This is a genomic window from Hymenobacter radiodurans, assembly GCF_004355185.1.
GTDB classification, from domain to species: domain Bacteria; phylum Bacteroidota; class Bacteroidia; order Cytophagales; family Hymenobacteraceae; genus Hymenobacter; species Hymenobacter radiodurans.
On sequence record NZ_CP037922.1, the window covers coordinates 3,596,813 to 3,621,475 of the forward strand.

The window sequence follows — 24,663 nt, forward strand, 5'->3', positions numbered from 1 at the left end:
AGCGGGGCTTTTTTGTGCTTTAAGCCGAATATGTAATGCCTGCCTTGCGAGACAGCCTCAGCTTACCGCTGCTGCCGTTTGCCACTGCTGTTCTTCCACTTGAAGTAGCGCCTGGAGCAAGGCTAGGGTTACCGGTCCCGGCTTGCCGGCACCTAGTACCATGTCGTCAATTTGCACTACCGGCAGCACGCGCTTGGTAGTGCTGGTCAGAAATGCTTCTTTGGCCTGATACAGATCCTCGAGGGTTATCGTGCCGACTGACACGGGATAGGGCGACTCAGGCAGCGCCAGAATATTGCGGCGCGTAATGCCCGCCAGCACATCGGTAGCGGGGGTAATTACCGTATTATCCTGCTTTACCAGGAAAAAATTGGCGCGCGGAAACTCCGTTACCACGCCCTGATGATGATAGAGCACATCGTCGGCACCGCGGGCTTTGATCTGCTTGATTAGGCGGATACCCATGGAGTAGTTGATGGTTTTAGCCGGCGGTATTTCGCGCAGGTAGTCGTGCGTTATCACCTTGATGCCCGTCGTTACTTGCTCAGCGGTAGGCAGCACCAACGGCTGCTCGGTAATAAGCAAGTTGGGCTCGCTTGGGTCGTAGCCGTTGGCTGAGTAGCCGCCGGTCAGAATCATCTTGACACCGGACAGCGGCAGGTCGTTGTGTCGAATAAGGTCTTGAATGACTGCCAGCAACGCCGGACGCGCCAACGGCACGGCAAGTTCCATGAGTTGGGCCGATTGGTAGAAGCGGTCGAGGTAGTAGTCGAGAAATAGAGGCTGGCCCGCATGCACTTTGAAGAAATCGAACACGCCGTAGCCGCGCTGAATAGCCAAGTCGCTGATATGCAGAAAAGCTTGATCTAGGGGCGTAATCTGGCCGTGGATGTACGCGTACAGAGGCGAGTTAGCGGGCATGGTGTTGCTTTAAAATCTTTAGAACTTTATCCAGCGGCAAGGCCTCAATGGGCTGTGGCTGCTTGCCCTGCAGGGTTTCGGCCTTGAAAAGCGAGTTGATAATGGCTTCTTCCGTAGCCTCGATAGCCGCCATAAACAGCGGCGACATGGCATCATTAGTAAGCGTGGTCGTGGTTTGGGTAGGAGCCGTAGGTGCGTACGGCACGCGCAGGCCCGGATGCGTGGAAAATGCGATGATGTAATCGCCGCTGCCATTGGCAGCAATGCCGCCCGTTTTGGCTAGGCCCAGAAAGGCCCGCTTGGCGAGTCGCTCCAGGTTGCGGGCATCAATGGGAGCATCGGTGGCAACTACAATCATGCAAGAGCCATCGGCGCGGTCTTTCAGCTGCTGACTCAGGTAAAACTGCTCCAATTCCTGCCCAACCGGTGCTCCATTAATCTGAAGCACGCCACCAAAATTCGTCTGCACCAGTACGCCCACGGTATAGCCGCCCTGCTTGGCGGGCAGCAGGCGCGAGGCCGTGCCGATACCACCCTTGAAGCCAAAGCATACCGTACCAGTGCCAGCGCCTACGTTGCCCTCGGCCACCTGACCAGTCCGGGCCTGCTCGATGGCGGCCAGCACATGCTGCTCCGTGACATGGCGGCCCCGGATGTCGTTGAGTGCCCCGTCGTTGGTCTCCCCTACCACGGCGTTTACCGACTGTACCGCTTCGTTGCCAGGCTGCCGCAGCACGTAGTCTACCACCGCGTTCAGGGCCGTGCCCACACTGAGCGTATTAGTCAGGACGATGGGCGTTTCTAAGATGCCGAGTTCTTCTATCTGGGTGCTACCTGCCAGCTTGCCAAAACCATTGCCAACGTACACTGCCGCTGGGACTTTCTGCTGAAATACGTTGCCCGCGTGCGGCACAATGGCCGTTACGCCGGTTCGTACTGCCTGGCCCTGCACCAAAGTGGTGTGCCCTACGCGCACGCCAGGAACATCAGTAATAGCGTTGAGCGCACCCGTGGGCAGTACGCCAATACGGATGCCGTACTCCCTTGCGCGTTTACGTTCCTGACTTCGAGCTTGTAAGGCGCAACCCAAGAGAAGCAGCACTAGTAGGGTCAATCTCATGCGGGTACAGATAAGGTAAGTAAATGTATCAGGCTGAGCGTTAAATACCAGTGGGCAGTTTTGAGCGAGTAACCCCAGATACAAGCTATAAAGGGTAAAAACAGGTAAGGACGAGCTACCAACTACGCGCTTTTTCCATTCATACTAATCGGCTTAGATTCTAACCTGGTTATGGCTGATGTGATGACGACAAAACCTGTTGCTACCGGGCCTGAGAAAATCATTGGCCGTAGTATCAGCTTCAAAAAAGCCCCCCAGCTCATTTACCGGTAGCCGAAGGGAATGCCAATATTGAAGTACGGCAGTACTTTTTTTGACACATCAGAGTACATTAGGCTAGCATCAATAGGACCCAGAAAAGAGTTGATACCCAGCGTAAGTGAGCCGCCGTATATGACGTCGGAGGGCTGAATGTTGGTGTTATCATCGATGAATCCGTGATAGAGCGCGTTTGCTTTACCCGTAATAAATACGCGCGGCCCAATGGCATATTGGTAGCCCACTAGGCCAGCAACGGCACTGCTCACAAACAGTCCAGCTTCGGGCAGACCCGCAAAGACAATTTGATTGCGAATCACGTGACTGAGCCCACCCACCACGAAGTCATTGGCAACGGCCTGTTTGTACCCTTGATTGATACCAGCCTGGGCCTGCAAAAGTAGTGTGAAGCGCATGGTCAGGGGCACGTACTGTTCGGCCTGCAGTCGGTAGCGCGTGTAGGGCTTGAACGAAAAATCAGGCGAGTCCTCGGTGCCCACCACTACATCGCCATTCAATACCTTAAAGTCCGCGCGCTGGCTGTACACTACGCCCGCTTCCGCCTCTATTCGACGGCCCTTGGTGGGATACGCCACGGCATTAAGGGTATTTTCCTCATACATCAGATAGCTGTTTAGCAGGCGCAACCGCCCATCTATCTGCAGCCTTGAAGTGATTTCCGGATTGAAGCGGCCGTACTCGTAGCGCGTGCCAACACCGAGCCCGCGGTTGCGACCCAAGAGCTTAAATAGCTGCGCATTAGCCGTCACATAGCTCTGCGTATACAAGCCAGCCTTATCGAAGAGGTTGGTGTACGTAATAATGCTCACGCGCTCGCCCTGCGCAATAAAGCGCCCCACCACGTCTTTGCGCTTGGTTAGGTATTGGGTGTGCTTCAGCCGCAGCCGTGGGTTTTCGCCTATATTGATTGCTACTTGGCTAGTAGAAGACGGCAACAGCAAATCTTGGGCGGCGATGCTCCCAATTAGGCCGATGCCGGTAAAAGAGTTGTAATGTAACCCCAGGCCCACGCGCGTACGAGCGTTCCGTTCCACATCGAACACGACCCGGGCCGTAGAGTCGGAAATCGGTTGCAGCGAGTAGGTTATTTTGCGGAAGTAACGCGTTCCAAACGCATTGCGGATGGCCGACGATATCTGGGGCGCGGTGTAGAATCGATTGGCGCTAAACTGCATCTGCTGCATCAGGGCCGGTACCAGGGCGGGCTCCACACCTTGCACGGCGTATTCTGCTATGAAAACGGAATCGGCCCGTGCAGCCGGTGTGGGGGGCAAATTTGGACCATACAGAGCGTTCAGCGAGTCGTTGAGGGCGCGTAGGCGCGAAAAAACGGCGCGTCCTTTTTGCAAGCCAAGCGTAGTGATGGGGCCGAAGCCGAGAAGCTGCCGCTGCTATAATCGCCCAGAGGATAATCGACGTACACCGTGCACAGGAGCTTCTGCATTTTGAAGTCGGCGTTGTCCTTAAAGGAAGAAATCTGCAGCAGCACATCCACGGGGCTTCGCAGGTTGGCATCGGTGTAGGCGCCCGCCGACACATTGCTGCCAATAATTACATCGGCCCCCATGGCCTTCACCTCCGAAACCGGAAAATTTCGCACAATGCCGCCGTCTACCAGGCGCCGGCCGTCGTATTGCACGGGCGTAAAAAAGGACGGAATAGCCATGCTGGCCCGTATTGCCGACACAATTTCGCCTTTCTGCAACACGGCTGGCTCCCCGGAAATTACATCCGTTGCGACGCACCGAAAGCCGCGCTCGAACTGGGAGAAGCTTTTCGTTTTGTAGTAGGGAAAAAATAGCTCACTAAGCTTGAGCCACAGTTCCTCCGACTCAATAACACCACTGGAAAACTGGAAAGCGCCATTCACATACGGTAGCTCCACTAGGAAGCGCCCAAAATCGTCCTTTTCGGGTAGCGTTACCGTGCGCAGCTGCGCAGCGTTGGTCAGCAAAGCGTTCCAGTCAAGCTGATTTGCCACCTGTTCAATTTCGGCACCGGAATAGCCAGCGGCATACAATGAGCCAACAATGGCCCCCATGCTGGTACCCGTAACATAATCGACGTGTACCTGCGCCGAGTCGAGTGCTTTTAATAGCCCAATATGGGCCAGTCCGCGGGCGCCGCCGCCGCTCAATGTTAAGCCGATGCGGGGGCGCGATGTGGGCGTTTGGGCGTGTAGCACGCCCGCACAGCTTACCAGTAAGAATAACAAGTAGAGTTTTCTAGTCATGGCCATACCGACATAATGATTGCGCCCGCAGAAAAAGCTCTCAGGCAGCTATTTTACTGTTCAGGTAATATATAGCTGCAACTATAGTTCATTGTTTTGTAATTGCCTGTATTTCAGAGATATTATCAACCAACACCTTCTCCGTCTCAGTAAAGCAGACCAGCATTTTGCCCCCTAAGGCCTCTAGATTCCTGAGTTTTCTGACGTAGGGTGCTATCGTTCCCGGCTAGCAGCCAAAGCTTGGGGTATTTGCTCATCCTGTTCGAGCAGGCCCCCGGAGATACAGTACGCCATAGCTCTGGGGGCTTTATTCCTGACCTTTTGTATACTCCGCCTCCAGGAAATAGGCGCCCCGCTGCACCAGTTGGGTACTATCGGGCAGAGAATCCAGGGGCGTAATGGCTACGTCCCCGTGTTGGACCGGACCGGCTTTTACCTTATAGCGCCGGAATTGATACCCGTCGGGGGAAGCTCCTACCCTAGCGTATACATAGCTCACATCGCCGGCTTGAATCACGGCATCCTCGGGTAAGGTACGCTGGCGAGCCCCCGCCGTCTGGATGCGGGCCGCCACATACTGGCCTGGCAATAGAGCCGCAGCGGTTTCGTCCTCCAGGTGAGCGTGCACCGTTACCGTATGCGCATCGTTGTCGAACGCCTTGCCGACGAGGTAAATGGAGGCGCGTTGCTGCTGATCGGTTGGGCTATTGGCCAGCTTGAAGAGCACCGTCTGGCCGGGGCGCACCTGGGCAATGTCCTTCTCAAACACTTTTAGCTCCAGATGCAGATGCGTGCGGTCCACTACTTCCACCAGCACATCCTGAGGATTAACAAACTGGCCTGGATTGATATTCACCGCTTTCACGTACCCGCCGATGGGGCTGGTCAGCGTGACGCTGGGCGTGAGTGACGTAGCCCGAAGCCGCTCCGGTGTCAGCCCGATCAGGCGCAACTGGCCAGCCAGGGCGCGCTCGGTGGCTTGCTCAGTTTGGTAGTCGGCCTGGGCCTGCTGCAACCGGCGCTTGGAGCCGACATCCTCTGCATCTAGTTCCTTCTGCCTATCCAGTTCCTGCTGCAGAAACTGCAGGCGCGCGCGCGCCTGCAAGTATTCCTGCTGCAATTTCAGATAATCGGGGTGGCGCAGAGTGGCCACCACAGCACCTTTAGCTACGAACTGACCCGGCAGCACCTTTACCTGCTGCACATAGCCCCCCATCACGGCACTTATGGAGGCATAGCTCTGCGGAGGCACATCAATAAGCCCATTGGCTGCAATATCAGAGGTCATATTCTGATGCGTAAATCCGCCGGTGGTAATGCCGGCCCCTTGGTACTGCGTCGGACTGATAGACAGCACATTTTGCCCCCCGGCCGAAGCAGTCGAGTCTGGGGAAGCTGCTACCGGAGCCTGCGTGGTGGCAGGTTCACTCTTCGACTGACAAGCCCCTAAGAGGGTTGCTGCGGCCAGCAGCAAGCCAATCAGTGCCAGGCCACGATACGACCAACGAACTAGGAACAGAGAAAAGGAAGACCGCCGAACAAGCATGATAAACAAGGAGAGATTCATAAAATAAGAGGGAGAAGCCACTGCGGGCAGCTATTGAACATCGGAGCCGGCCAGCGCCTGCAGCGCAATAACAAGCTCATTATACTGGGTGGCCTGATCGAAATAGGCGGCTCGAATCTGCCACGCCGGCTCGGTATTCACCACGTAGGTCACGTAGTCGATGTCGCCGGCCCGCAGGCTTTTCTCGGCGGTGGTAAGGATAAGGCGGGCCTGGGGCAAGGCGGTCTGCTCGTAGTAGGTGATGGACGCGCGGGCGCGGGCAAGCTGCTGACGCAGCCCAGCCAACTGCCCCTGCAGCTGCACGGTGGCATAAGTCAGCTGAGTAGATGCCGTCTGTTCGGCAATGCGGGCGGCAGCGACTCTATTTTTCTGCACTCCACCGAGCAGCGGCAGCGATACGCCCACCTGCCCCACGTTAAAGCCGCCTTCTTGATTGATAGTCTGATTGAAGTAGCCAGCCCGCAGGTCGGGCAAGCGGCGTAGCTGCTCTACTTTGGTTTGCTGCTGACTCGCCACCATTTCCTGCCGTAGCAAGGCAAGTGTGGGGTTGGTATCAGCGCTCAGGCCAGCAGTGTCGGCGGCAGTCAGCGGAGCCAGCAGTTGGGTGGTTGTGTCGATGGTGGCCAGCATGCCGATCGTGCCCAGTAGCACACCCAACTGCTGGCGCTGCACCTGCACCTGAGTGCGCAGCGTAGCCAGACGATTACGCAGCTCCAGCGAGCGGGCCGCCGCCGACACCTGCTCGAGGCGGTTGGTTTCGCCGGTACGGTAGCGCACTTCGGCCGCGCGGGCAGCCCGGCTGTAGAGGCTATCCTGTTGGCGCAGCAGCGCGGTGCGGCGGTAATCGGTCAGTAATTGGTAATAGGCGCTGCGAATCTGCTGGGCAAGTTGGCGGCGCTGCACCCAACCACGCTGCTCGGCTGTTAGCACCTGGCTTTCCAAGAGGCGGCGTTGCGCGGTATACACCATTGGCAGAGAGGTTTGCTGAATGATATTCACCGTTCGGTCGTTGAGCGGCCCCTGAATCTTGCCATACTGAATGTCGACCAGAGTGCGCGGAATGTCGTAGCCAGTGCGCGTTAACGCCCGTTGCCGACTCACCTCCAGCGTCGCTGATTCGATGAGCAGATTTTGCTGCAAACCGGTTTGCAGAGCCTGAGTCAACGTGAGCGGCGTGCCCGGCGGTGGCAGCACAGGCGGTGAAGTCGGCGCTGCCGACGAGGTTTGCGCGCTGACGGGCGTAGTCAAGCCCAAGATTCCTAGACTAAGGCCTACGAGCAGCACGACGCGGAAGGCGTGGCTGGCACCTGCCAAAGCTGGCTGCTCGGGTGCCTCGGTGGGGTCGTCGGATTCCGTCGGACTTGGCTCCCCATCTTTGGTGAACAGCGTATACAGAACTGGCAGCAACACCAGCGTGAGGAGAGTAGCCGAAATTAGCCCCCCAATAACTACCGTGGCCAAAGGCTTCTGCACCTCAGCGCCGGCCGCCTTCGAGAGGGCCATGGGCAGGAAACCCAGCGCCGCCACCGCCGCAGTCAGCAGTACTGGCCGGAAGCGCTCGGCGGTGGCTTTCAGCACGCGGGCGTGCACGCTTTTCACGCCCGCACCAGCAAATTCGTTGACGCTGGCCAGCAGCACAATACCATTGAGCACGGCCACACCAAAGAGAGCAATAAAGCCCACGCCAGCCGAGATACTAAAAGGCATACCCCGCACCCACAGCGCCAGGATGCCGCCAATAGCGGCCAGCGGGATGCCAGTGAAAATCAGCGCCGCCTGTTTCACGGAACGGAAAGACAGGTACAGCAGCAGAAAAATCAGGCCCAGCGCTACCGGCACGGCCACTTGCAGGCGGTCTTTGGCCTGCTGCAAGTTCTCAAATTGCCCCCCATACGCCAGCGAGTAGCCCGTGGGCAGTGGCAGGCCCTTCGTCAGGGTCTGCTGAATTTCTTCCACCAGGCTTTCCACGTCGCGGTTGCGCACGTTCACCCCAATGTTGATGCGCCGCCGGGCATTATCACGCGACACTTGAGCCGGGGCGTTGCGAAAAGCCACCGTAGCCACCTCCGATAAAGGTATTTTTTGTCCGCTAGGCAAGTCTACGTACAGACTGTTCAAATCCTGCAAGCCCCGGCGGCTGGCCGAATCGAGGCGCACCACTAGGTCGTAGCGCCGCTCGCCCTCGTACACTTGCCCGGCCACGTCGCCGGCAAATGAGGCGCGCACCAGCACGTTCAGGTCGGCCACGTTCAGGCCGTAGCGGGCCAGCTTCTGGCGGTCGTAGAGTACGCGCAGCTGCGGCAGAGCCACAATCTGCTCCACTTTCAGGTCACCTACGCCGGCAAGTGGCCGAATCAGGGCGGCGGCCTGGTTGGCTTTGTCGTAGAGCACGTCTAGATCGTCGCCGTAGATTTTGATGCTGATATCGGACTTGGAACCCGAAATAAGTTCGTTGAAGCGCATCTGGATGGGCTGCTGAAACTCCAGCGTGATGCCCGGAATGCCGGCTAGGGCCTCGTTCATCTTACTGGCCAACTCCTCGCGCGAGTCAGCCGAGGTCCACTGACTCTGATCTTTAAGTACTACAATCTGGTCCGAATCTTCCAAGGACATCGGGTCGGTGGGTATTTCCGAAGTCCCGATTTTGCCTACCACCTGCTCTATCTCCGGAAACTGGTTTAGCAGGATTTTCTGGACTTTGGTAGTAGTGGCAATGGTTTGGGAAAGCGAGCTGCCGGGCTTAATGCCCACATACACGGCGAAGTCGCCCTCATCGAGCTGGGGGACAAATTCGCCCCCCATACGCAGAAAAATGCCCCCCGCAACCAGCAGCAGTACCACAGCACCACCCACCACAGCGCGACGCATGCGCAACGCGCCGTGGATAATGGGACGATAGCCGCGGTACAGGAATTTCATCAGGCGGTCGGCCAGCGTACCTTCCTCCTTGATGTCTTTGCGCAGCGCCCATGCGGCCACCGCCGGCACATAGGTCATGCACAGCAGCATGGCCCCAAGGATGGCAAAGCTCACCGTGAGAGCCATGGGCCGAAACATCTTACCTTCGATGCCGGTCAGGGCCAGAATGGGAAAGTACACGATCAGGATGATGAGCTGCCCGAACAACGCCGAGCGCATCATGCGGGTAGCAGCCCCTTCGGCAATCTGGTCCATGGTTTCGTGCTGCGACTGAGCCCGGTGGTGTACCAACTGAAAAATCATGGCCTCCACAATAATCACCGCCCCATCGACAATCAGCCCGAAGTCTAGCGCCCCAAGCGACATCAGGTTGGCCGACACGCCGAAGGTGTGCATCAGTCCCAATGCAAAGAGCATACACAGCGGAATCATGCTGGCTACCACTAGCCCCGCGCGCAGGTTGCCCAGCACCAGCAGCAGCACCAGAATAACGATAATGCCCCCCTCAATCAGGTTTTTGCTTACCGTGTGAATGGCCTTATCAATGAGCTTGGTACGATCCAGAAACGGATCAATAGTCACGCCTTTGGGCAGCATTTTCTGGATTTCGACTACCTGCGCTTTTACGCCCTGGATAGTTTGTTCCGACGAAGCACCTTTGAGCATGAGCACGATGCCGCCCACAGTTTCGCCCTTGCCGTCGCGCGTCATGGCTCCGTAGCGCATGGCGTGGCCGAAGCCCACCTCGGCCACATCGTGCACCAGCAGCGGCGTGGTCCCCGATTGCTTCACCACGATATTGCCGATGTCCTGCAGGGAAGTAACGCGGCCCTCACCGCGAATAAAGTAAGCGTTCGGACCGCGCTCTAGGTAGCTGCCGCCCGTGTTTGCGTTGTTGGCCTGCAGGGCCCGAAACAGCTCGGCCATGCTGACGCCCGCCGCGTTGAGGCGGTCGGGATTGACGCTTACCTCGTATTGACGCACGTAGCCGCCGAAGCTACTCACTTCTACCACGCCCAGTACGCTGGCCAGCTGCCGCTTCACTATCCAATCTTGGAGGTCGCGCAGATCAGATAGGGAGAACTTCTTCTCGTAGCCTGGCTCCACGCGTAGGGAGTACTGAAAAATTTCGCCCAAGCCCGTAGAAATCGGCCCCATTTCGGGGCGGCCGGCGTCAGCGCCGAGGTTGCCTTCGGCTGATTTGAGCTTTTCGGCTACCAATTGGCGGTTGCGGTACGTATCGGCATCGTCGTCGAATACGACTGTGATGACCGAGAGGCCGAAACGCGAGTTAGAACGGATTTCCGTCACGCCCGGTACGGTCCGCAACTGCTGTTCCAGGGGCACCGTGAGCAATTGCTCCACTTCCTGCGCGGCCAGCGCCGGCGATTGCGTGATAACCTGAACCTGATTGTTTGTAATATCAGGAATGGCGTCTAGCGGCAGGCGCATGGCCGCATAACCACCCCAGGCAACGAGCCCCACGACCATCAGGAACACGAAAAGCTTGTTGCGGATGCTGGCCGCGATAATCTTAGAAAGCATACGATGAGAGGTTGTGCTCAGAGGCTGCGCCACCAGGGTGCAGAGCCGAATGGTACGAACTGGCGCGGGGCTAGGGGGACAAAAAAGCCCCCCACCAGACTCGAACCAGATAAGCATAGCGATGTTGCAGTCGCTAATAGCGAGTTGCTGCAACAGTGAGCAAGAGGTAAAAGCAAATAGGTCAGGACAGACCTGGGGCTTGGCCCCTTAATTCGGGCTGGGCAGATAACGCCCTTGATTACCTTAGAACTAGGCTCGCGGTGGCTGCAAAAGCCCCCCGCAGTAAGCGTAGGTGTAAGAAACCGTAGCCACCGATTGATACGAGCAAGCTGGCCTACGCGGACCTGAGATAGCCACAATCAACTGCTGGGCAGGTACCACGTATTCCAGATTTGGGCAATGGTGCTGCCCATGGAGCGGTAGCTGATCGTGCTCAGGCGAGGGAGGACATTGATACATGGCCGTACTGCCCGCGCCGTAGTGCGTACCCAGAAATTGCCGAAACGAGAGCTCCCCGCCTTGTGTGGATTGGTGGAATTTGTAGTGTTGCACCAGCTGCGGCAGCTTGCCCAGCTCTTCCACGTCGTTCTGCGGCATCAGGCCACCAACGAGCATAATCAGGCTAAGAAATAGGGCTACAACTGGTTGCATACTGGCCACAAAGGTAAGATGACTCGCCAATAGTAGCCTCCAGCAGAGATAGAATTATGAAAACGGACTGGCGCTGGCCGGCCAACATAGTGGGTACACTCCCTAACAGTGCGCAACACCTAGAACTCGAAGGCAGTAGATTTTATAGGTCGGGAGAACAGTGCACGCGCCCCTACGCATATTCTTAATAAAGCAAAAGCCCCATTTCTTATTCGGAAACGGGGCTTTTTGTAGAGAGCGAGGGATTCGAACCCCCGGAGGTTTAACCCTCAACGGTTTTCAAGACCGCCGCAATCGACCACTCTGCCAGCTCTCTAGGTCACGCGTAATTTTAATCAATGCAGAGAGGGGGGGATTCGAACCCCCGATACCGTTGCCGGTATAACGGATTTCGAATCCGTCGCATTCGACCACTCTGCCACCTCTCTAACGTTTCCCCAATCAGGCGGTTTGGGGACGGCAAAAGTAAGAGGCAAATGACAATTAGCAATAAGTACGGCGTAATTAATAGTTGAAATTTTACGCTCTGCTCAATTTCAGGTTTTCTCAACCGTGGCCAGACGCCGTCCACTGATAGCCACAGGTAGGTTTGCAATGGTCCGCAGACGCCCCGTAACGGCATCTATACTGACGTTCACCTCAAAGCCCAGAATCAGGGTCATGCACACAAAATCCAGCCACACCATAAAGCCCACCAGCGTACCGATAGAGCCATAAAAGTGGTTGTAACTGTCGAAAATCTTGATGTAGAGAATGAATAGAAAAGATACCAAAAAGATGAGCAGCGTAGCTACTACCGCGCCTGCCGAGAGGAAAGGCCATTTGTCGTGCACGGGCGGCACGTAGTAATAAATGACACAAGTGATGAGCAGGAATAGCCCGGCAACTGATCCGTATTTGAGCAGGTTAATCAACTGATTAGTCAGTTCAGCGGGCACTATTTCGTAGAATACCAGCGTATCGATGATATACGTGCCGAAGAAAATGCCCGCTATGGCGAACAAAAGCACGAACGATAGCACAATGGTCAGCAGGGTGGCAATGACACGCTTGCGCACGTAGGTTCGGCGCTTAAACGACGGATATTTCTTCTCAAACGCATCCAGCAGAGCCATGATACCATTGGAGGAAAGTACTAGCGCCGTCAGAAAACCGAAGGACAGCAACCCGCCGTGCGGGATGTTGATGATGTCCTCAATAGTATCGGCCGTAGCCACATACATTTCGCGGGGCATGATATCGCGCAGAAACTGAAGGATATCAATGTTCAGCTGCGGAATAGGGATGTAGGGAATAAGCGTGAACAGGAATATGATAGTGGGGAAAATGGCGATAGTAAAGTTGAACGCCATGTAACTGGCCCGCTTGGTGATGCTGTCCAGCTTCAGCTCCTGAATCATGCGGTCGAGCACATCGTACACCGATGCTTGGCCGTGGTTGAAGCGCAGGCGCTTGAGCCACACGATGAACTTGCGGTATGAACGCCGGCGGCGCACCTCGGAGTAGTGGTAGCGGCGAACGGGGTTTCTCATAGATCAACGGTCAACGTACAATCGGCATAACAATTTGCCCCCCAGAAGGTGTTCATCGTTTCCTGCTTTCCTTTCCAATCACATGAACTCAGTGACAGAAGGCTGCTTGCAATCAAGAACTGTTACTTATCCTTTTTAGGAGCAAAAGCCGCGGGTGCTGGAGCGTCGGGGGGCAATTTAGAAGACGTAGGCGTAAGCGGTCCAGCTGTTTCGTCCTCGGTAAAGTAGGGAGCGAGCTTATTTTGGATAGCGTCGGGAATCGGAACTGGCCGACCTGTAGCCGTACTTACAAACACCATCAGCGTATGGCCTTCGGTGAGTAGCTCTAAGCCTTCGTTGTAGATCTCGTATTCAAACATTACCCTCGACCCTTCCGCTGGCTGGCGCAGCAACAATCTCACGGTTAGCAAGTCGTCGTAGCGGGCGGGGCGGCGGAAGCGGGTGCGTATCTCCCCTACTGGCATGCCTACGCCATCGGCTTCCAAATCTTTGTACCGGATACCTAATTGCCGAAAAGCTTCCGTCCGGGCGACCTCGAAGTAGGCGGCATAGTTGCCGTGGTACACGTAGCCCATCTGGTCGGTTTCGGCATAGCGGACGCGGATTTGGATATCGGAAGTGTACATAGACGGAAGGTAGGGGTTACTTCATAATGCCGCTCCGCGTGAGAGCAGCTTGGTAGCGGCGGGCATTCAGCAGATGGTCGCGCTTGTTGGTGGCGAAGGCGTGGTAGCCGCTGAAATCTTCCTTCGCGCAGAAATAGATGTACTGGTGTTTCTCGGGGTTCAATACGGCATCGATGCTGGCAATGCTGGGCAAGTTGATGGGCCCGGGGGGCAAGCCTTTGTATTTGTACGTGTTATAAGGCGAATCTTTCGCCAAGTGTACGTTCAATACGCGCTTGATGCCGAAGTCGCCGTTGGCATATACCACGGTCGGGTCGGCCTGGAGCAGCATGCCGCGCTCTAGGCGGTTGAGATACACGCCGGCCACGCGCGGACGCTCGTCGGCGTGCTGCTGCTGCTCGGCTTCCACAATACTGGCCAGCGTGCTTACCTGCGCCCGGGTCAAACCCAGTGCTTTGGCTTTGGCATCACGGGCTGGCGTCCAGAATTTCTCATACTCCTTCTTCATGCGCTGCATGAGGTTTTCGGCCGAAGTATTCCAGTACAGCTCGTAGGTATTCGGGATAAACATGCCCAGAATGCTCGTCGTATCGAAGCCTAGGGAGCGGGTGTAGCTGGGGCTGCTGAGCAGGCTATCGAACTCGTGCGGGCGGGCGTCGATGGTGGTGCTGAGCTTCTTCGCCAAGTCTTGGCGCAAGCGAATATTTTGGAAAGTGAGGCTAAGCGGCGACTGAATTCCGCGTCGTAAGTCGTTGACCATTTCGCGGTTGGTGTAGCCATCTTTCAGCTCGTAGCGGCCGGGCTTCACCAGTTCGTCATACTTCATCAGCTTGGCCACGAAGCGGAACGAAAGCCGATCAATGACGACATTCTTAGCGTCAATCGAGTCCATGACGGCCTTGTAGCTCTGCCCCTGCCGGATAAGCAGGTAGGTTGGCTGGCCTTTGGTCTCGACGTTGGGCGTGTAGAAAACCTGGTAGAAATAATACGAGAACGACACGAACAAGACGCCGAGTACCGCTACCACGGCGGCATACCGGTTGCGGCGCTTCTGGGCTTTGGCTTTGGATTCGGCGCGGGAAATTTGGGACATAAGCGAAGAGAGATACGGCTAACAAGAAGCAACCGGCGACGCGAAGCGCGCCTTTAGCCAGTTTCATTTTTCGGGGCCAAAAGTACACGTTCTAGGCTTCCGGTTTTGCTAACGCGAAAAAAGCCCCCCAGTGTTCGATTACATTCGATTGGGGGCTTTTTTGGATTTAAGGAGCGTAAAGAGTAACCTTCAGTAAAAGAATTGCGAACGAGTGACAGGTATTTAGCTCCCGCAGTATCTTGCCCGATTCCGGCCCGGCGCCGGTTTTCTTCGTTTTTCACCTTATATCCGCTCGCTCATGTCTGCTACCCTGCTTCGCATCCACCCCGATAATCCGCCCCAAAACCGTTTGCTGCAAGCCGTGGAAGTATTGCGCAAAGGAGGAGTAATTATTTATCCCACGGATACGATTTATGGCTTGGGTTGCGACATTCACAACGCGAAAGCCGTCGAAAAGCTCTGCCGCATCAAGGGCATTCATCCCGAAAAAGCGAATCTGTCGTTTATCTGCCACGACCTTTCCCACATCACTGACTATGCTCACGGCATCACTACGCCGGTGTACAAAGTGCTGAAAAAGGCGTTGCCCGGTCCGTTCACTTTCATTTTTGAGGCTAGTCCAAAGGCTCCGCGCTACGGTGGCGTAAAGCGCAAAACGGTAGGTATCCGCGTTCCGGATCACAATATCTGTCTGGGAATGGTGCGGGAGTTGGGCAATCCCATCGTCAGCACCTCTATTCACGACGAGGATACGTTGATTGAATACTCCACCGACCCAGACCTGATTTTCGAAAAGTACCGCCCGTTGGTGGATCTGGTTATTGACGGCGGCTTCGGCAACAACATCGCCAGCACCGTAGTCGACTGCACGAATGATGATTTCGACATTATCCGCCAGGGTGCCGGTGATATTGAGCAGTATTTATAAGGCTTCGCCTGATAAATACTCTCATAAAAAAGCCCCCAAAGAGATCTTGGGGGCTTTTTTATGGGAAATATCAGTTTATATTATCTGCTCATTTCTCCTTCATTTTTAAGCGGAGCGTTTATGTTTCCAGCGGCGATGCGACCAGAGGTAGTCAGCCGGATCAGCTTGTATGTCAACCTCTAGCTGGCGGGCGAAGGCTTCCGTAATCTGGTGACCGTCTTTGGGCAAAGGAGTTTCGCCGTCGTAGAGCTCAACGAGGCGCATTTCATAGTAGCCACGCCGCAAGCGCCGGATGCTTACGTACACCACCGGGCACTGAAACTGAGCGGCCAGCTTATCAGCGCCTGTGTAGAAAGCGGTGTCTTGGTGAAGGAAATTCGTCCAGTATTGCTGGTCGGCGCGGCTGGGGCTTTGGTCGCTTAGCATACTCAGCACCCGGCCTTCGTTGCGGTGGCGCACCAAATGGCGGAGCGTATCGCGCATGGGCACAAGTTTGGCGCCCGTTTGGGTGCGCAGCCGGTACACAAAATCTTCAAAAAACGGGTTGGTAAGCGGCTTGTACACCCCATCGGCCCGCGGACCTAACCACACAGCACCGGCCGTAATAATCCATTCCCAGTTGCCGGCATGCGAGCCGAGCGCCAACACTGGCTTTCCTTTGGCCAACAGGTTTTCCAGCACTTCGGGGTTGGGCATGAATACGCGGCGCTTCAACTCAGCCACAGAAATGCCCCCCAGCTTCAGAATTTCTATCAACAGCTCCGCAAAGTGCCGGTAAAAGTTCTTCGCCAGCTGCTCAATCTGTGCTTCAGTTTTGTCAGGGAATGAATTGCGCAAATTTTCCAGCACTACCCGCCGGCGGTAGCGCAAGCCATACAACATCACCAGATAAAACCCATCGGCCACCACATATAGTACCGACAACGGCAAGTGAGCCAAACTGGTCAGAAACCATTCTAGCGGGCGATAATACCACGGATATGTAGTGTGGGGGGCTTTTTTCATTTAGGAAGAACAGCCGCAGCGGGCGCGTATTCGTCGGGGCGGCGCTGTAGGCGCGTGGTATGTGAGGTCAGGAGTTTGCCTTTGGCGTCGCGCACTTCTATGATTAAGTCGTAATCGCCGGCCATCAAATTGGCAATATTCATATCGCCCAGCACCAAATGCGGACCACCAGCTACAGAACGGGCCAGGCCAGCGGAAGTAAGCACGTCAGCGCCGCCGGCTGCTGGCCGGATGCGGCAGCGTGTGGCCAGCACAATGGGCGCAGGAGCATCATATAGTTCAGCGTACCATGCCAGACGGTCGGCCCCGCGGGCGTAGAGGCCGTTGGGCGTGCGGGCAAGGCTGTAGCCACCACGGGTAAAGTTGTCGCCCGGCACGGCAGATCGGCCCGCTGGTCGGGCCAGTAGCACAATGTCGCTCAAGCGCGTTTTGGGTTCATTAAAGTCCAACACCAGCGGTTGCTCGATGGTGGCAAGGTTCTTTTTGCTTGTTTGGTCCTGTACTTTAGCCCGCAGCGTGTACTGCCCATCAGGAAGTTCGATTCGTTTCTGAAAACTAATCGGGTTTTTCAGCGCTATGCTCGTGTCATTCAGTACAGGTGGTTTCAGGGTAATTGTCTCCTGATACGCCACTGAGCCATCGACCCGAACTGCTTCCAGCGTAACGACAGCTGCTGCCTGAAATATTTTGGGAGCCCGCTTGCGATAAATCAGGGCATTGCCCGGCACAGTAACGTACAGTTCTACCACGGCTCCCTTCGTAACGGCATTCTCATTCCGAAAACGGGCTACGTCGAGTAATAAGCCGGTTTTTTGAGCTTGGGCTGCGAGGGCATTGCTGAACATGAGCAAGGCGGCAAGCAGCCGTAGGGCAAATGATTTTGTCATTTTGACTGATTAATGGCGAGGCAAAAGTACTTCCGATCTGTTTACTATTGCAGCGTTTCCGCTTTTCGCGCCCGACTTGCCAGCATCATGCCCGTTTTATTTGAATTGCTTTATAATCCACCTATTGCCTTTTTTGCCGAACTAGTAGGGGCTGATTCCTTGTTACTAGAAAGCCACGAAAACTATCGCAAGCAAACCTATCGTAACCGGTGTCTTATCCTGACGGCCCAAGGCGTAAAGCCCCTAACGGTGCCTGTAGTAGACGGTAATCGAAGCGAGAAAGTCAAAACAGCAGATCTAGAGATAGATTATCGGCAAAACTGGGTGCACCAGCATTGGCGTACGCTGCAAACCGCTTATGGTGGCAGTCCGTATTTTGAATATTACGCCGACTATTTGCACGATATCTACGTACAAAAACCTCGACTGCTTTTTGACCTCAACCTCAACCTACTGCACTTCTATCTACGATGCCTCCGGCTGCGAATTCCGGTGGCATTTACCGCTGAATATCATCCCTCCTACCTCGACCCTACGGTGCGCGACCGGCGCGATTGGCTGACACCCAAAGTCCCCGCTCATCCCGAACCTGACACTCCGTCCGAACACGGCTGGGTGCGGCCTTATTCGCAGACCTTTGGCCTGCAATTTGTTCCTCATTTAAGCATATTGGACCTGCTCTTTTCGCAGGGACCCAACGCCGGCAGCTATCTCGCGTAGATTTCCTTAGTGCTGCCCCCGAACCTTCGCCCGCCCTTTCCTGTTTTCAGGTTGATCCGGCCCAACCCGCTTTTTTAGCGGGGATCTATATTTTCTTCACTACCTTATCTGCATGGAAGCTAAATTCTCAAATCGAGTCAAAGAGGTCATCTCTTTGAGCCGGGAAGAAGCCATCCGGCTCGGGCACGATTATATCGGCACCGAACATCTGCTGTTGGGCATGATCCGCGAAGGCGAAGGCACTGCCATCGGACTGCTCAAGAAATTGGGTGTTTCGGTGGAAGAGCTTAAGTACGCACTGGAACAAGCAACCCGCAACACGGCTACACAAGGCACGAGCATTACCGGCTCTATTCCGCTGACCAAACAAACCGAGAAAGTACTCAAGATCACCTATCTAGAGGCTAAAATCTTCAAGAGCGAAATTATCGGCACCGAGCATCTCTTGCTGTCGATTCTGCGCGATGAAGACAATATTTCTTCGCAAATCCTCAGCAAATTCAACGTGAACTACGAATCCGTACGCGACTCGCTGGACTATCACGGCAACCCTGCCCCCACCGACCGCGCCCCTGACACCGACGACGACGACAACGACAAGCTCTTCGGCGGCTCTAGCCGCGGTAGCAGCTCCGGTAGCAGCTCGGCCGCTAAGAAGCCCGGCGAGAAATCACGCACCCCTGTGCTTGACAACTTCGGCCGCGACTTGACCAAGCTGGCTGAGGAAGACAAGCTTGACCCCATCGTAGGTCGTGAGAAAGAAATTGAGCGTGTTGCTCAGATTCTGTCGCGCCGTAAGAAAAACAACCCCATCCTTATCGGTGAGCCCGGTGTTGGTAAAACGGCTATTGCAGAAGGCTTGGCCCTGCGCATTATTCAGAAGAAAGTATCACGTGTGCTATTCGGCAAGCGCGTAGTGACACTGGATTTGGCTTCGCTGGTAGCTGGCACAAAGTACCGGGGGCAATTTGAGGAGCGCATGAAGGCCGTGATGAACGAGCTGGAAAAGTCGCCCGACGTTATCCTCTTCATTGACGAGTTGCATACGATTGTTGGTGCTGGTGGAGCTTCGGGCTCGCTAGATGCTTCTAACATGTTCAAGCCGGCTTTGGCCCGCGGTGAGATTCAATGCATTGGTGCTACGACGCTGGACGAGTATCGTCAGTACATTGAGAAAGACGGTGCCCTAGCTCGTCGTTTCCAGATGGTGATGGTAGACCCTACCACGCCTGAAGAGACGATCGAAATCCTGCACAACATCAAGGATAAGTATCAGGATCACCACCACGTTATCTATACCGACAAGGCCATCGAGTCGTGCGTGAAGCTTTCGGATCGTTATATGTCCGACCGTTTCCTGCCCGATAAAGCCATTGATATTCTGGACGAAGCTGGTGCCCGCGTGCACATCAACAACATCGTGGTTCCCGAAGATATTCTTAAGCTCGAGGAGCAGATTGAGAACATTAAAGTGGAGAAAAACCGCGTGGTGAAGTCGCAGAAATACGAAGAAGCCGCTCAGCTTCGCGACAAAGAGAAGAAGCTTCTGGAGCAACTCGACTCAGCTAAGAAAAGCTGGGAAGATGAGACCAAGAAGAAGCGCTACACTGTGAAAGAGGAAAACGTGGCCGAGGTAATCGCCATGATGACTGGTATTCCGGTAGTGCGTGTGGCCCAGAACGAAAGCCAGAAGCTGCTCAACATGGGTGAGGAGTTGCAAGGTAAAGTCATAGGCCAGGATAAAGCCATCAAGCAATTGGTGAAAGCTATCCAGCGTACACGGGTTGGCTTGAAAGATCCAAAAAAGCCAATCGGCTCGTTTGTGTTCCTTGGCCCAACGGGTGTAGGTAAGACAGAGCTTGCTAAAGTGCTGTCTACTTATCTGTTCGACAAAGAGGATTCACTCGTGCGCATTGACATGAGTGAGTACATGGAGAAATTCAGCGTATCGCGCCTGGTGGGCGCGCCTCCCGGCTACGTGGGCTACGAAGAAGGCGGTCAGTTGACGGAGAAAATTCGTCGCAAACCTTATTCGGTTATCCTGCTCGACGAGATTGAGAAGGCTCACCCCGACGTGTACAACCTGCTGCTGCAAGTACTCGACGACGGTATCTTGACCGATGGTCTGGGCCGCAAGGTGGACTTCCGCAACACGATTATCATCATGACCTCTAACATCGGTGCCCGCGACTTGCAGGACTTCGGTGCAGGTATCGGCTTCGGCACTAAAGCCCGAGTTGATAACATGGATGATATCATGAAGGGCACGATCACCAATGCCCTGCGTAAGACGTTCTCACCAGAGTTTCTCAACCGTTTGGATGATGTGATTGTCTTTAATGCTCTTGAGAAAAAAGACATTCATAAGATTATCGACATCTCGCTGGCTAAGCTCCTGTCGCGTATCCAGACCTTGGGCTACAAAGTTGAACTGACGGAAGCCGCTAAGGACTTCGTGGCTGATAAAGGCTATGATCCAAAGTATGGTGCGCGTCCGCTGAACCGGGCTATCCAGAAGTATATCGAAGATCCGATTGCAGAGGAGATCCTGAAAGCAGAGATTGCGCAAGGTGATATCATCACCGCTGACTTCACAGAAGGAGCCGAAGAGCTTGTCTTTGCAGTAAGCAAGAGTGGTGAGAAGACTAATCTGGCCAGCGATGAGCGGCCAGAGGAAGCTCCCGAGCCAGACGCCGATGACGTGACTGATAAGGGCAAGGGCAAGTAAGTTTTAGATTACTAAAAGGGCCGACTTCTACACAGAAGCCGGCCCTTTTACTTTGTAAAGCATTTTATGCTCAACCACTAAAAAAGCCCCCCGATTAGAGTGCGTCATTTTTGCGCCCTTCGGTTACCTTTGGCTTCCTAACCTAAGTAGCTACATCAATTTCCACCCATATATGTCCGATCCTCACGCCGACGCCCAATTAAGCAAACTTGAAATTCTCGACCGCAAAAATGCCGAAGCACTACTTGGTGGGGGCAAATTCGCATCGACGCGCAGCACAAAAAAGGTAAGCTGACGGCTCGAGAACGGGTAGATTTATTGTTGGATGAAGGTTCGTTTGAGGAAATCGGCAAATTTGTGATGCACCGCTCCAAGGATTTCGGCTTGGATAAAGAGTATTATCTCGGCGATGGTGTAGTAACGGGTTATGGCACCGTGAATGGGCGGTTGGTGTATGTTTTCTCCCAAGATTTTACGGTCTTCGGTGGCTCTTTGAGTGAGACGCACGCTGAGAAGATTGTGAAAATCATGGATCTGGCGATGAAGAATGGAGCGCCAGTGATTGGTCTGAATGACTCGGGCGGGGCCCGGATTCAGGAAGGCGTTGTGAGTTTGGGCGGTTACGCTGATATTTTCTATAAAAACACCCTCGCCTCTGGAGTTATCCCGCAGCTATCGGCCATTATGGGACCATGCGCGGGTGGCGCTGTGTACTCGCCGGCCATCACCGACTTTATTTTGATGGTGGAAAACACGAGCTATATGTTCGTGACGGGACCAAACGTAGTAAAGACCGTAACCCACGAAAATGTAACCAGCGAAGAGTTAGGCGGCGCGAGTACGCACTCGGCTAAAAGCGGCGTAACGCATTTCTCTTGTGCTAATGAAGTAGCCTGCATTACCCACCTCAAGCATTTGCTGAGCTACATGCCACAGAACTGCGAAGAAACAGCCCCCAATCTACCCTACGAGCCGCAGGGCGATGAAGCGCGGCCTGCGCTGAACAGTATCATCCCCGAGAACCCGAATCAGCCTTACGATATCCGCGAAGTAATTGAGGGATCATTGATGCTGACTCATTCTTGGAAGTCCACCAAAATTTCGCTGAGAATATTGTCGTGGGATTTGCCCGGCTAGGCGGTCGAAGCATCGGGATTGTGGGCAATCAGCCGGCGGTACTGGCTGGCGTACTCGACATCAATGCCAGTACTAAAGCTGCCCGTTTCGTACGTTTCTGCGACTCCTTCAATATCCCGTTGTTGGTGCTGGAAGATGTACCCGGTTTTTTGCCTGGCACTGATCAGGAATGGCGAGGCATTATCACGAACGGCGCGAAGTTGCTCTATGCTTTTTGCGAAGCTACGGTGCCGCGTATCACAGTTATTACCCGCAAAGCGTACGGCGGCGCTTACGACGTGATGAACTCCAAGCACATCGGGGCTGATATGAACTATGCCTGGCCCACGGCTGAGATTGCGGTGATGGGTGCTAAAGGTGCAGCCGAAATTATTTTCAAGCGTGAAATAGCCACTGCAGAAGACCCTGAAGCTAAGCTGGCCGAAAAGGTAGATGAGTATCAGAAGAAGTTTGCGACTCCTTACCGAGCGGCGCACCGGGGCTTTGTGGATGAGGTTATTCTGCCGGCTCAAACGCGCCAGAAATTAATCCGCGCGTTTAAGATGCTGGAAAATAAGGTAGATGTGCTGCCGCGCAAAAAACACGGAAATATTCCGCTTTAGGGCTGCCATTTGCTGTAGCTCGCGGCTTTTAGCGCATTTACTTAGCCATCCTAAATGCACTGATTGCAACGTATTCACGACCGATTAGCGAGTATTTGCTTCTTTCGGCTCCTTGATACTCTTTCCCGGATGGCAGCTTCTTAACCTGACCTACCCATGCGTAACGAATCTTTCGATTTCCTCCAGAAATATCTAAACAACCCTTCACCAACCGGCTTTGAGAAGGAAGGGCAAAAGCTGTGGCTTGACTACGTAAAGCCCTACATCGACGAATATTTCGTGGATACCTACGGAACGGTAGTTGGAGTTATTAACCCAGAAGCCAAGTATAAAGTAGTTATTGAAGCACACGCCGACGAGATTTCTTACTTTGTGAATTACATCACGAAAGAAGGCTACATCTATGTACGGCGCAATGGTGGCTCTGATGCGTTGGTAGCTCCGTCCAAGCGTGTAAATATTCACACGGACAAGGGAGTTGTGAAAGCCATTTTTGGGTGGCCGGCTATCCACGTGCGCAAGGTAGAGCAAGACAAGGCTCCAACGATTGAAACCATCTTCCTGGATTGTGGCGCCACGTCGAAGGAGGAGGTAGAGAAGATGGGCATTCACGTCGGCTCAGTTGTCACCTTCGAAGATGAGTTCATGGTGATGAACGAGCAGTTCTACGTGGGGCGAGCGCTGGATAATCGGATTGGCGGTTTTATGATTGCGGAGGTGGCCCGGTTGCTGAAGGAAAACAAGCAGAAGCTGCCTTTTGGCCTCTATGTGGTGAATGCCGTGCAGGAAGAAATTGGCCTGCGGGGGGCAGAAATGATTGCCCACCGCATTCAGCCCGATGTGGCCATCATCACGGACGTGATTCATGACACCCAGGCGCCCATGTATGAGAAGAAAACCAGTGGGGACCTGCACTGCGGCAAAGGGCCGGTAGTTACCTATGGTCCGGCGGTGCAGAATAACCTGCGTGAGCTGATCATCGAAACAGCCAAAACATCTGACATTCCCTTTCAGCGCGCGTCCGCTACCCGCGCTACTGGCACCGATACCGATGCCTTTGCTTACTCTAATGCTGGTGTGGCGGCAGCACTTATCTCTCTACCACTCAAGTACATGCACACCACCGTGGAGACGGTACACCAGGATGATGTGGAGAACGTAATTCAGCTGATTTACCAAACGCTGCTGCGCATCGAGGACGGCCACGATTTTCGCTACTTCAGCTAATAGTGCTTATCTAGAATACGAAGCCACAACGCCGACCTGACACCATATTGTCAGGTCGGCGTTGTGGCTTTGTAGAAAGCTTTATCGTGTTTTTGGCTTCGTATGTCTCAGTTTCCTCCTCCCCCACCTGCTCTGCCTCTTACACTTACCGATCAGATGGGACGGCGCGTGGTGGTACCGTATCCGCCGCAACGAATTGTGTCGCTGGTGCCTTCGCAGACGGAGCTTTTGCACGATTTAGGTTTGGGGAAAAAGGTAGTTGGGGTAACCAAATTCTGCCTTCATCCAGCCGACGCGCGGCAGCAGGCTACTGTAATCGGTGGCACCAAAAATTTTGATTTTGAGAAGCTTACCGCGCTAAAGCCTGATCTTATTATCGGGAATAAGGAGGAAAATTATCAGGAAGGCATTGAGCAGTTGGCCGCGCTTTATCCGGTGTGGCTCAGCGACATTAGCACCCTTACCGATGCCTTGCGCATGATTCGGCAGGTGGGCGTGCTGGTAGGTGCCAAGGCCAAGGCTGACCAAATGGCGGCAGCTATTGAGCATTCCTTTGCGCAGCTTTCGCCTCTTTCGGAGGCAGTGTCAGCCGCCTATTTCATTTGGCGCAAACCGTATATGGCGGCGGCGGCAGACACGTTTATAGATGATATGCTGACGCAGGCAGGTTTTACCAACGTATTTGCCCCCCAGCAGCGCTATCCAGAAATTTCAGCAGAGCAGTTGGCTGCGGCCGCGCCGCGTGTTGTCCTATTGTCGTCGGAGCCCTATCCATTTGCAGATAAGCACATTGCGGAGTTTCTGGCAATTTGTCCTTCAGCCCAAATCCGGATAGTGGACGGAGAATTATTCAGCTGGTATGGCAGCCGGCTGCAACACTCGGTGGCGTATTTTGCTGCGTTAAGAGCCACTGTGGTACCTAAAGTGTAAGAGGCTGTCATGC

Annotated in this window: 17 protein-coding genes, 2 tRNA genes and 1 pseudogene; 6 read left to right on the forward strand and 14 right to left on the reverse strand. The window is 54.6% G+C overall.

What is annotated here, in order from left to right:
* Nucleotides 1-57: 57 nt before the first annotated feature.
* The 12 genes from EPD59_RS16415 to mltG all read right to left on the reverse strand — a co-directional run bounded on the left by EPD59_RS16415 (nt 58) and on the right by mltG (nt 14,486).
* Complete coding sequence (locus tag EPD59_RS16415; protein ID WP_133273732.1) at nt 58-921, reverse strand: aminotransferase class IV; 864 nt, start codon at nt 919-921, stop codon at nt 58-60.
* Complete coding sequence (locus EPD59_RS16420) at nt 911-2,041, reverse strand: DmpA family aminopeptidase (protein ID WP_133273733.1); 1,131 nt, start codon at nt 2,039-2,041, stop codon at nt 911-913. Before EPD59_RS16420 ends, EPD59_RS16415 begins: the two co-directional genes overlap by 11 nt.
* A 263-nt stretch (nt 2,042-2,304) precedes the next feature.
* Nucleotides 2,305-3,669, reverse strand: coding sequence for a BamA/TamA family outer membrane protein (locus tag EPD59_RS16425; protein WP_133273734.1), 1,365 nt, complete (start codon nt 3,667-3,669; stop codon nt 2,305-2,307).
* Nucleotides 3,615-4,553, reverse strand: coding sequence for a patatin-like phospholipase family protein (locus EPD59_RS16430; RefSeq protein WP_165963639.1), 939 nt, complete (start codon nt 4,551-4,553; stop codon nt 3,615-3,617). Before EPD59_RS16430 ends, EPD59_RS16425 begins: the two co-directional genes overlap by 55 nt.
* Nucleotides 4,554-4,860: 307 nt before the next feature.
* Nucleotides 4,861-6,120: an efflux RND transporter periplasmic adaptor subunit gene (locus EPD59_RS16435; RefSeq protein ID WP_133273736.1), complete on the reverse strand. Its 1,260-nt coding sequence runs from the start codon at nt 6,118-6,120 to the stop codon at nt 4,861-4,863.
* A 30-nt stretch (nt 6,121-6,150) separates the two neighbouring features.
* On the reverse strand, nt 6,151-10,584 hold the full coding sequence (locus tag EPD59_RS16440; RefSeq protein WP_133273737.1) for a CusA/CzcA family heavy metal efflux RND transporter: 4,434 nt from the start codon (nt 10,582-10,584) through the stop codon (nt 6,151-6,153).
* Nucleotides 10,585-10,833: 249 nt separating this feature from the next.
* Nucleotides 10,834-11,235, reverse strand: a complete 402-nt coding sequence (locus EPD59_RS16445) for a hypothetical protein (RefSeq protein ID WP_133273738.1) — start codon at nt 11,233-11,235, stop codon at nt 10,834-10,836.
* Nucleotides 11,236-11,466: 231 nt separating this feature from the next.
* Nucleotides 11,467-11,551 (reverse strand) — tRNA-Ser (locus EPD59_RS16450).
* A 25-nt stretch (nt 11,552-11,576) separates the two neighbouring features.
* Nucleotides 11,577-11,663, reverse strand: a tRNA-Ser gene (locus EPD59_RS16455).
* Nucleotides 11,664-11,771: 108 nt separating this feature from the next.
* Nucleotides 11,772-12,767: a YihY/virulence factor BrkB family protein gene (locus EPD59_RS16460; protein WP_133273739.1), complete on the reverse strand. Its 996-nt coding sequence runs from the start codon at nt 12,765-12,767 to the stop codon at nt 11,772-11,774.
* Nucleotides 12,768-12,889: 122 nt separating this feature from the next.
* Nucleotides 12,890-13,393 (reverse strand): acyl-CoA thioesterase, encoded by a 504-nt coding sequence (locus EPD59_RS16465; protein WP_133273740.1) that lies wholly within the window; start codon nt 13,391-13,393, stop codon nt 12,890-12,892.
* 16 nt (nt 13,394-13,409) lie between these two features.
* Complete coding sequence (gene mltG / locus EPD59_RS16470) at nt 13,410-14,486, reverse strand: endolytic transglycosylase MltG (protein WP_133273741.1); 1,077 nt, start codon at nt 14,484-14,486, stop codon at nt 13,410-13,412.
* A gap of 298 nt (nt 14,487-14,784) precedes the next feature.
* On the opposite strand from mltG, the gene EPD59_RS16475 reads away from it, so the two are divergent.
* The gene (locus tag EPD59_RS16475) at nt 14,785-15,414 is read left to right on the forward strand and encodes an L-threonylcarbamoyladenylate synthase (RefSeq protein ID WP_133273742.1); all 630 of its coding nucleotides are present in this window, start codon (nt 14,785-14,787) and stop codon (nt 15,412-15,414) included.
* A 105-nt stretch (nt 15,415-15,519) separates the two neighbouring features.
* Here the strand turns inward: EPD59_RS16475 and EPD59_RS16480 are convergent, their stop codons facing one another.
* Together EPD59_RS16480 and EPD59_RS16485 are read right to left on the reverse strand one after the other, a co-directional pair.
* Nucleotides 15,520-16,419, reverse strand: coding sequence for a lysophospholipid acyltransferase family protein (locus tag EPD59_RS16480; RefSeq protein ID WP_165963640.1), 900 nt, complete (start codon nt 16,417-16,419; stop codon nt 15,520-15,522).
* Nucleotides 16,416-17,306, reverse strand: coding sequence for a hypothetical protein (locus EPD59_RS16485; protein WP_133273743.1), 891 nt, complete (start codon nt 17,304-17,306; stop codon nt 16,416-16,418). The genes EPD59_RS16480 and EPD59_RS16485 overlap by 4 nt, the downstream gene beginning before the upstream one ends.
* Nucleotides 17,307-17,393: 87 nt before the next feature.
* Here EPD59_RS16485 and EPD59_RS16490 point away from each other — a divergent pair, with 87 nt between their 5' ends.
* From EPD59_RS16490 to EPD59_RS16510, 5 genes and pseudogenes are all read left to right on the forward strand, one after another.
* Nucleotides 17,394-18,026, forward strand: coding sequence for a WbqC family protein (locus EPD59_RS16490; protein WP_133273744.1), 633 nt, complete (start codon nt 17,394-17,396; stop codon nt 18,024-18,026).
* A 112-nt stretch (nt 18,027-18,138) separates the two neighbouring features.
* Nucleotides 18,139-20,754: an ATP-dependent Clp protease ATP-binding subunit gene (locus EPD59_RS16495; protein ID WP_133273745.1), complete on the forward strand. Its 2,616-nt coding sequence runs from the start codon at nt 18,139-18,141 to the stop codon at nt 20,752-20,754.
* Nucleotides 20,755-20,926: 172 nt separating this feature from the next.
* A pseudogene (locus EPD59_RS16500) lies at nt 20,927-22,493 on the forward strand (acyl-CoA carboxylase subunit beta).
* A gap of 156 nt (nt 22,494-22,649) precedes the next feature.
* Nucleotides 22,650-23,720, forward strand: coding sequence for a M42 family metallopeptidase (locus EPD59_RS16505; protein ID WP_133273746.1), 1,071 nt, complete (start codon nt 22,650-22,652; stop codon nt 23,718-23,720).
* A 102-nt stretch (nt 23,721-23,822) separates the two neighbouring features.
* Nucleotides 23,823-24,650 carry an ABC transporter substrate-binding protein gene (locus EPD59_RS16510; RefSeq protein ID WP_240731455.1) on the forward strand — a complete coding sequence of 276 codons (828 nt, stop codon included), beginning with the start codon at nt 23,823-23,825 and terminating at the stop codon, nt 24,648-24,650.
* The last annotated feature ends 13 nt before the right edge of the window (nt 24,651-24,663 follow it).